This window comes from Acidobacteriota bacterium (genome assembly GCA_038040445.1).
Classification (GTDB): domain Bacteria; phylum Acidobacteriota; class Blastocatellia; order UBA7656; family UBA7656; genus Onstottus_A; species Onstottus_A frigus.
Genome location: JBBPIG010000003.1, coordinates 370852 through 381129, shown reverse-complemented (window position 1 = coordinate 381129; position 10278 = coordinate 370852). Strand labels below are relative to the sequence as shown.

General features: G+C 59.3%; 4 protein-coding genes. All 4 read right to left on the bottom strand.

Going from position 1 to position 10278, the window contains the following annotated elements; all coding sequences use genetic code 11:
* Positions 1–57: 57 nt before the first annotated feature.
* Positions 58–2490, bottom strand: coding sequence for an ABC transporter permease (locus tag AABO57_05415; GenBank protein ID MEK6285160.1), 2433 nt, complete (start codon positions 2488–2490; stop codon positions 58–60).
* A 116-nt stretch (positions 2491–2606) separates the two neighbouring features.
* Positions 2607–5051, bottom strand: coding sequence for an ABC transporter permease (locus tag AABO57_05410; GenBank protein MEK6285159.1), 2445 nt, complete (start codon positions 5049–5051; stop codon positions 2607–2609).
* A gap of 47 nt (positions 5052–5098) precedes the next feature.
* Positions 5099–7552 (bottom strand): ABC transporter permease, encoded by a 2454-nt coding sequence (locus AABO57_05405; GenBank protein ID MEK6285158.1) that lies wholly within the window; start codon positions 7550–7552, stop codon positions 5099–5101.
* Positions 7553–7659: 107 nt separating this feature from the next.
* Complete coding sequence (locus tag AABO57_05400) at positions 7660–10113, bottom strand: ABC transporter permease (protein ID MEK6285157.1); 2454 nt, start codon at positions 10111–10113, stop codon at positions 7660–7662.
* Positions 10114–10278: the final 165 nt, after the last annotated feature.

The following is a 10278-nucleotide window of genomic DNA, read 5'->3' as shown; positions in this document are numbered from 1 at the left end:
CTGAACCCTGAACCCTGAACCCTGAACCCTGAACCCTGAACCCTGAACCCTGAACTTTTATTCGTATCTCAGCGCTATCATCGGGTCCACCTTCGTCGCCCGGTACGCGGGGATCAAACTCGCAACGAGGGCCACCGCGGCGAGGGCTATCGAAACCGACGCGAAACTACCGGCGTCCGTAGCACTCACCTGATAAAGCAGAGTTGATAGGAACCGGGTCAGCGCAAAGGCTGAGCCGAGACCAATCACGAGCCCTACGGCGGCAAGTGTCATCCCCTGTCGCACAACCATTGCAACGACGTCTCCGCGGTCTGCACCTAACGCCATTCGAATCCCGATCTCGTGAGTTCGCTGTTCGACCGAATACGCCATCACCCCGTAAATCCCCACCGCTGAGAGCGCCAACGCGACACCCGCAAACACCGCAAGCAGGAAAGCGCTGAATCGAGTGCGCGCAATCGAGTCGTTCACCAACTGCTCCATCGTTCGCACATCGGCGATCGGCTGGTCCTTGTCCATCGCCTGCACCTCGCGCCTGAGCGCGGATGACAATGCGAGCGGATCGGACTCGGTGCGAACAATCAGAGTCATAGAAGAACGCGCAAGCTCCGGATGCGGCCAGTAAGCCATCGGTTTAGTCTCGCGATCCAACCCGGCGTACTTGGCGTCGGCGACTATTCCTACGATCTCGCTAGGCACCGGCTTATCGCTCATCTCGATTGCGATCTTCTTCCCGAGCGGGTTCTCGCCGGGAAAGTATCGATCCGCCAGCGACTTGTTTATTACCACGACCCTCGAGACCTCGGTGGCCTCTCGCTCAGTGAACGTTCGCCCCTGCAACAATGGAACGCCCATCGCTTCGAAGTAGTTGGGTGCGATGACGCGCACGTCGCAGCCAGGCCCCTCGCCGGCTGCTGGAAGCGGCTTTCCGGTTATAGTAAAACCGGTGCCCGATCCGGGCCCTCCCAGAGGCATCGCGTCGATCGCCGTCGCGGTTCGCACGCCGGGCAGTGCCCGCAATCGCTCAACGATCTGTTTGAAGAACTCAGTGCGCTGGGTGGCCTGTCCGTACCTGGAACCCGGCAGAAGCAGCCGAGCCGTCAGCAGATTGGAAGAGTTGAAGCCCGGGTCAACCGATTGCAGCCGCCACAAGCTCCTGATCATCAATCCCGACCCGATCAGCAGCACGAGCGCTAAAGCGACTTCGACTACGACGAATGCATTGCGTAGCCGCCGGCTGCGGCCTCCGCCGCTTCGATCGCGGCCGCCTTCCTTCAACGTTTCGTTGAGGTTTGTGCGTGACGCCGAGACTGCCGGTACGACGCCGAACACCAACCCGGTAATCATCGAAACCGCGGCGGTGAACAACAGCACTCGACGATCAATCCCAACGCTGTCGATCCCCAGCAAGTCTCGCGGACCCAGGGCAAGCAACAGTTCGGTTCCCCACAGGGCCAGCAGCAGTCCGGCCGCGCCTCCAACGATGGATAGGAGCACGCTCTCAGTGAGCAGTTGCCGTATCACGCGCCATCGGCCCGCTCCCAGCGCAATGCGAATCGCAATCTCTTTCTGACGCGTCGCGGCACGAGCCAAAAGCAAGTTGGCCACATTCGCGCAGGCGATAAGCAACACGAAACCAACCGCTGCCAATAGCACTAACAGCGCGGGCCTGATATCCCCGACAAGCTGATCGCGCAGCGGCACTATGTTTACGCCCCACCCTTTGTTGAAGTCGGGATATTGCTGCTCAAAGCGCGCTGCGATCGAGCTCATTTCGGATTGCGCCTGTTCCACATTGACGGCGGGCTTTAGTCGGGCGACTGCCATCCATGCGCGGCCGCGCCGAATCCGAGCTTGAGGGTTGTAGGTCCACGGCAACCAAAGATCAACCGGCTTACCGATCTGCGAGCCCTGCTTGACGAACATTTGGAAGTCCGCGGGCATGACTCCGACGATCGTAAAGTTTTCGCCATTGAGCGCGATAGTCTTGCCGATAATCTCGGGGTCTCCAGCGAACCGTCGCTGCCACAGCCCGCGACTCAAAATCGCAACGTTGTCTGTCCCGGCCGCGCTGTCCTGTTGAATAAATGTGCGTCCCAGCAAGGGGGTTGCCCCCAACACCGAAAACAGGTTCACATCCGCAATCTGAGTCGGAAGCTCCTCTGGCTCGTCAGTGCCGTTCAGGTTGAACCGCGCGTCGACGAACATAGCCATCTGTTCGAAGACGGTGCTCTGATCTCGCCAGTCCAGAAAGTTCGCCGGCGAGACGACATTCCGCATATTCCCTCTCGGGTTCGCTTCCCATACCATCACCAACCGGTCTGGGTCAGTGTAAGGAAGTGAGCGCAGCAGCACTGCATTCACCACGCTGAAGATGGCAGTGTTAGCGCCGATTCCTAAGGCCAGCGCGACCACGGCCACAGCAGTAAAACCGGGACGCTTGAGCAAGAGTCGCAAACCGTAACGAACGTCGTTCCAAAGGGCTTCCATCGTTCACCTCCAGGTTTCTGGTTTGTGGTTTCTGGTTTCTGGTTTGTAGTTTCTTGTTCGAAAAGCAATCGGTCTTCAGCATTCACACCAGAAACTAAAAACCACAAACCAGAAACCTATTCGTATCTGAGCGCGATCATCGGGTCTACTTTCGTCGCGCGACGCGCCGGCAGATAACAGGCGAGCATCGCCACCCCCGTGAGCAGCAACGCGATGAGCGCAAACGTGACCGAATCGGTAGCGCTCACGCCATAGAGCAAACTCGACATCAACCGCGTTCCGGCAAAGGCGCCGACCAGGCCGATACCCAGACCGAGCAAGATCAGCTTCAACCCGTGCCCGACCACAAGCTTGAAAATCCTGCCGGCATCCGCGCCGAGCGCCATCCGAATGCCGATCTCGCGCGTGCGCTGGCTGACCGCGTAAGACATAACCCCGAAGATCCCTATGGCCGCCAGAATCAAGGCCAGCAAACCGAAACTGCCCAGGAGCGTCGCGGCTACCCGCGCCGGAAACAGCGGCAGAGCCATGTGCTCGGTCATCGTCTTGATGCTGTAGACCGGCAGATTGGCGTCGAGTTGATGAAACTCACTGCTCAGCGCGCCGATCACCCCTTGCGGCTCGCTCGCCGTCCGAACGACCAGCGTCAGGTAGCTTCCGTTTGTCGGGCGCAGAGTCACATAGACGAATGCCGACGGGTCTTCGCCGAGACTAAAGTACTTGCCGTCTCTCATCACACCTACGACCTCGATCCACGGGCCGGTGACGCCTTCGAAGCTGAATCGTTTGCCGAGCGCGGATTGGCCCAGCCAGAAGCGGCGGGCGAAGGTCTCGTTGACCACTGCCGCGCGCGGCTTTGTATCGCCATCCTGTTCCGTGAAATCGCGGCCTTCCAGCAAGTCCACTCCCAACGCCGGGACGAAGCCCGGGGACGCACTGGAGGTCATCGTCATCGGAATATTCGCCCCGCGCTCCTGAGGCGCGCCCTCGACGAAGACGCTGTTGTTGTTGATGTTCATGCTGAGCGGAACGAAGTTCGACAACCCGGCATACTGCACGCCGGGGACCGCGCGCACACGTTCAAGCAATTCACGTTTGAACTGCTTGCTGCGCGGCCCATCGTAGCCTTGCAGGTTCAGATCGAAGGACATCTCGATCGCGTGTTGCGCTATGAAGCCGGGACTGAGCAACTGCGCGCGTTGCAAACCGCGTAGGACCAAACCGGCGCAGATCAACAGCAGCAGGGATAACGAGACTTGAAACACAACCAGTCCGTTGCGCAGCCAGGACCGGCGATAACCGCTGATGGAAGTTTCGTCTTTTAACGCGGGCACGAGGTCCGTGTTGGTAGCTTGCAGCGCGGGCAGCAACCCGAACACGACGCCGGTCAACACCGAGACTGCGGCGGTGAAAAGCAGCACGCGATAATCAATGTGCAACTCTGTCGAAAGCGGAATGTCGAGCGGCGGCTTGAACGCCATCATCGCATCCACAACCCAATAAGCGAGCCCTAATCCCAGCGCGCCGCCCCAGGACGCCAAAAGGACGCTTTCGGTCAGCAGTTGCCGAACGAGACGCCCGCGGTTCGCGCCGATAGCCAGCCGAATCGCAATCTCCTTGCGCCGCTCGGTCGCGCGCGCCAACAACAGGTTCGCAAGATTCGTGCAAGCCAGCAGCAAGACCAATCCGACCACCGCCATCAACACTCCGGCAAACCCCACAATCGGTCCGCGCATAAACGCGCCGAACAAGCCGGGCGGCGACAGTGCGATCGTTTTGTTTTCGTTCTCGTTGGGATGTTCGCGCGCCAGTTGCGCGGCGATGGCCTTGAGCTCGGCTTCTGCCTGTGGCGTGGTAACGCCGGGTTTCAAGCGGCCCTGGACGAAGAAGTTGGCTGTGTCGCGGTCTTCCAGATAATTGTCGCCCGGTTCGATCTGCGCCAGCATCATCATCGGAAACCACATCTCAGGTACGTAGCTGATCTCCGATCCATGAAAGCCCTGCTGCGCGACGCCGATAATCGAAAAGCTACGCCCGTTGATGATCACGCTCTTGCCAACTACGTCCGGAGCGCCCGCGAAGCGTTTTTGCCAGCAGTTGTAAGTGATGACCGCGACCGGATGCGCTCCCGGCGCCTTGTCGTCTTCCTGGGTAAAGAAGCGACCCAGCCCGGGCTTCACCCCAAGGACATCGAAGTAATTACCCGAAACCAAATAGGTCCACATCCGCTCATTCACGCCGCTGTTGCTCAAACTGATCGGCGAAAAGCGATAGCAGAGCAGGCCGGTGAGTACGTCGTTGCGGTCGCGATAGTCGCGATAGTTTGGATACGACAGCGTCGGAACGTTGTTATCACCAGCCGAGGATTCGCTGTTGAGCGAGACCAGTTGCTCTGGTCGATCGACTGGCAACGGTCTCAGCAACACGGTATTGACCAAACTGAAGATAGCCGTATTGGCCCCAATTCCCAGGGCCAGCGTGACCACGGCAATAAAAGTTAAGCCCGGCCGCTTGAGCAGCATGCGCGAGCCATAGCGAATGTCTTGAAGTAGACTTTGCATTAGTTCCTCCCAAATTGCCGATTGCCGATTGCCAATTGCCAATTTGTTCATTCGTATCTTAGCGCAATCATCGGGTCTACCTTCGTCGCCCGGCGCGCGGGAAGATAACAGGCCGCAAGCGCCACGCTTGTCAGTAGCAGCGACACGACTACAAACGTGATCGGATCGGTCGCACTCACGCTGAACAACAAACTGCTCATCAGTCGCGTCAACGCAAACGATCCAGCAAGCCCTAACGCCACCCCGCTTAACGAAAGAACAATGCCCTGTCCAATGACCAGCCTGAGCACATCGTTCCGCTGAGCGCCGAGCGCTACCCGAATGCCGAACTCGCGCGTGCGCTGAGTAACCGCATACGACATAACGCCATAGAGCCCAACGGTACCGAGTAGCAACGCGATGACTGCAAACAGCGCGACCAGGAACAAGCTGAAGCGGCGCGGCGCAATCGATTCATCGAGCAGCGATGCGAGAGTCTGCACATTTCCTAACGGCACGTCTCGATCTACGGTTTGCACTTCTCCCTTGATCGCCGCAACGAAACTTTCAGGCTCCGTGTCGGTCTTTACGATCAAATCCATCGAGCGAGTAAAGTCTGCAAGCCATCTCGGATTGATCTGCAGCCAGGGACGGTAAATCCCTAGACGCCCAACTTCTTCCAACCCTACATGCCGAACCGGACTCACGACGCCAACGATCTCGCGCCACGGCTCGCCGCTGCCACCGAAGCGCAACCGCGTGCCGAGCGCACTATTAATGGAGTGGCCTTCGAAGTGCCGGCGAACAAAGTTCTCATCGACTATTATCACCGGCGGGGCGTCTGCCGTGTCACGCTCGGTGAAGTATCGTCCGGTCAGGAGAGCGATTCCCAATGTCTGATGATAGTCCTCGCTGACCGATTGACTGACGGCGCTCGACCAATCTCCCGGTTTTTGAGGCTCCGGTTGCCCTTCGATCCAGTAGCCGTTATCGCTGCCGCGGCCGAGCGGGAATCCGGTAGCCACGCTCACGTGCCGCACGCCTGGCAACGTGGTTACGCGGCGCATCACCTCTTTGAGAAAACCCGTCGTCTGCGAAGCTTCGCGGTATTTTGCATCGGCCAAGCGCAGACGCATCGTCAACACGTTCCTTGCGTCAAAACCCGGATCGACCTGCATCAGTTGCCGAAAGCTCTTGACCAGCAGACCGGCCCCAATGAGCAACATCAGCGACAGCGCCACTTCACCGATTACCAGCGCAGCGCGCAAACGCCGAGCGCCCCGGCCGCCTGAAGCTTGCCGGCCACCTTCTTTCAGAGCGTCATTCAAGTCTACTTTTGAAGTTTGGAGCGCGGGAGCGAGGCCGAAGGTGACTCCAGTCAACAGCGTCACAAGCAGTGTGAAGCCGAGTGCCCGCGGATCGACCGCAATGTCTTCCAACCGCGGAAGGCCGTCCGGATTGAGTTTGATCAGTAGATCAACACCCCAGACGGCGATCAGCAAGCCCAGCGCTCCGCCGGCAAAAGCGAGCACGAGGCTCTCGGTCAGCAACTGCCGCACGACGCGCCAGCGTCCCGCGCCGAGCGCGATTCGCAGGGCGATCTCCTTCTGACGGGAGGCGGCTCGGGCGAGAAGGAGGTTCGCGACATTCGCGCAGGCAATCAACAACACAAACCCTGCGACCGCCGAGATCACCAACAACGCGGGCCGTGAATCGCCGACGTAATCATCCAGGAACGACGTCAGCGCTGCGCTGTTGCCAGTGTTCGATGCGGGATGTTCCTCCTCGAGCTGCGCGGAGATCGTATTCATTTCCGTCCGCGCCTGCTCGATACTAACGCCGGGCTTCATCCGTCCCGTGACGAACACAACATGCGAGTGACGATCGCCCATGTACGGCTGACCGGCGAGGTGGCCAAGCGGAATGAAGAAATCGTTGTTCACATTTGTCTGGCCGTAATAATCAAAACCCCTCGGGGTCACGCCGATGACCGTCCAGCCTTCGCTGTTATAGAAGATGGTCTTACCGATGAGATCCGGGTCCCCGCCAAAGCGCCGCTGCCATAAGCCGTAGCTGATGACCATCACGCGCTCCGCGCCCGCCTTGTCTTCAACCTCATCGAAGAAGCGCCCGAGTTGCGGACGCACTCCGAGAGTGGGAAAGAAACTCGCGGTCACCCAGCGGCCGATCACCCGCTCGGGCTCGCCGTCGCCCGTAAGCACGCCGCCTGCCGGCATTCTCGCGCCAAGATTCTCGAAGACTCCCTGCCGCGCCCGCCAGTCGAGGTAGTTCGGGTAGGCGACTGCCATCACCGGCGATTTTGTGGAGCTTTCAGAGAGCGCAACCAGCCGGTCCGGCTCAGGAAAAGGGAGCGCCTTAAGCAGCACGCCGTTGACCACGCTGAAAATCGCCGTGTTGGCGCCAATGCCGAGCGCGAGCACCAACACCGCCACCGTCGAAAAGCCCGGGCTTCTCAACAGAGTGCGTACGGCGTACCGAGCGTCGTGCAGCAAAGTCTCCACAAATCACCCCTTTAGATTTTGGATTTTAGATTTTGGATTTTGGATTGAAGCCTTCGAGCTCGTTTCTCTTTTATCGAATTCCCGAAATCCAAAATCCAAAATCGATTTCATTCATACCTCAGCGCGATCATGGGATCGACCTTTGTCGCGCGACGCGCCGGGAGATAACAAGCCAACAGCGCCACCGACGCCAGCAGCACCGCAATAACCGAAAAGGTCAGCGGGTCTGTCGCGCTCACACCATAGAGCAAGCTCGCCATTATGCGGGTCAATGCGAACGCCGCCGCCAATCCGATACCCACTCCAGCCAACGCAAGCGCCATCCCCTGTTTCACGACCAGCGAAACGACGTGAGAAGTCTGGGCTCCCAGCGCCATCCTCACCCCCAGCTCATGCGTGCGCTGAGCGACCGAGTAAGACATCACGCCGTAGATTCCAACCGCGGAGAGCAACAACGCCACCCCGGCAAAGATACCCAGCAGCAGCATGTTGAATCTCCGTTGCGCGATGGAATTCGCGATCAGCTCTTCCATCGTGTGAATATTTGAGATCGGTTGGTCCGCATTCACCGCCAGCACCTCGCTACGGGCGGCCGCGACCAGGTTGAGCGGATCGCCGGTTGTGCGCACGACCACCGTCATGAAAAACAAAGGGAATTGTGGAAACGGAAAGTACATCTCGGGCTTCGAATTGGCATCCACCGCCGAGTGCTTGACGTCTCTCACAACGCCGACGATCTCACGCCAATTGGGCGCTTCGTTGATCTGATCGAACGATACGCGCTTGCCGAGCGGATCTTCATCGGGCCAGTAAGCGCGCGCCATCGCGTCATTGATGACCACCACTCGCGGCGAGCCGGCGTTGTCGCGCTCGGTAAACTCGCGGCCTCTGAGCAACGAAATACCTATCGTGTTGAAGTACTCGTTGCTGACCCACCGCGGACCTGCGTTGAATGCCTGCCCGGGAACCGATTGCCGTCCGTCGATGTTGAAGCCCATCCCTTCTTCGGCGCCGCTGAGCGGCAAAGGATAGACCGCGCCCGCCGACTGCACTCCCGGTAAAGCTTGCAGCCGAGCGATGACCTGCTCAAAGAACGCAGTCTGCTGCGGACCCGTGTACTTGGTTCGCGGCAGCCCGATATCAAGGGTCAGTACGTTCTTCGCGTTCAACCCTGGATCGACGTTGAGCAGTGCGACGAAGCTGCGGATCATCAGTCCCGCGCCGATCAACAGCACCAGCGATAGAGCTACCTCGGAGACGACCAGCAGGCCACGAAATCTGTTATGGCCGACAGATGACGCGCGACCGCCTTCTTTTAGCGCGTCGTTAAGGTCGGGCTTCGAGACCTGGATGGCCGGCGCTAAACCGAAACCGATTCCTGTGAGCACCGAGATCGCCAGCGTGAAGGCGAAGACCCGCCCGTCAATCCCAATCGTATCGATGCGAGGCAAGTTGCCGGGGCTGATCGCCAGAAGCAGTTCGATCCCCCAGAGCGCGAGAAGCAGCCCGAGTGTTCCTCCGACCAAAGACAGAAGCACGCTTTCTGTCAGCAACTGCCGGATCACACGAAAACGGCTTGCGCCGAGCGCGGTGCGAATCGCCATCTCCTTTTGCCGAGAAGCGGCTCGGGCCAGCAAAAGGTTGGCGACGTTCGCGCAGGCGATCAAAAGCACAAAACCCACCGCGCCCAGAAGCACCAGCAACGCCGTGCGCACTTTTCCGACGACTTGTTGATGCAGCGCTACAAGGAAGGCTTCCTTGTTGGTATTGGTCTGCGGATACTGCTGCTTCAACTGCTCCGCTATGGCATCCATCTCGGCCCCAGCTTGCTCGATGGTGACTTGCGGCTTGAGTCGCGCGATCACCGCGAGGAAGTTCCGTCCGCGGTTGGTGGCTTGCGCGGGAGTCCAGGCAAGCGGTGTGTAGAGATCCGCTTGCCGTGGGAACTGGTAGCCGGCGGGCATCTCGCCCTTGCGCGGGAATTGGAACCCGGCCGGCAACACGCCCACGACGGTGTAAGGCTGATCGTTGAGCGTGAGCTTCTGGCCTACTATGTTCGGGTCGGAGCCGAAGCGCCGCTGCCATAGCCCGTGGCTGATGAGCACCACTTGACCAGCGCCCGGCTGGTCCTCGTCAACCGTGAAGGTCCGGCCGAGCTTCGGCTCGACGCCAAGCAATGAAAACAAGCTGGCCGACGCGCGCACGCCGCCAAGAAACTCGGGCTCACCGGCGCCGGTGATGTTGAACGGCTGAGTGTGAAATGCAGCGATCTGTTCGAAGACTTGATTCTGGTCCCGCCAATCGATGAAGTCACCGGCCGAGACCGGAAATTCGGCGGAGCCCACTTGCGCTTGAAGCAAGGGTCTCTTGCTCCAGACCATCATCAGTTGCTCGGGGTCCTTGTAGGGCAAGGCTCGCAACACTACGCCGTTCACGACGCTGAAGATCGCGCTGTTGGCGCCGATGCCCAGGGCGAGCGCGATGACCGCCACCGCGGTAAAGCCCGGCCGCTTGATCAGGAGCCGCAGACCGTAACGCATATCTTGAAAGAAAGTCTCCATAGTTACCTCCGGTTTCGGGGTTTCCGGGTTTCCGGGTTCAGAGTTCCGGGTTCAGGGTTCAGGGTTCCGGGTTCAGGGTTTCTCGTTTCTGGTTTCTGGTTTCCTGCTTCGGGCGTCTCCTCTCTGATTATTGGTTACGAGATTGGAACCAGAAACCATAAACCA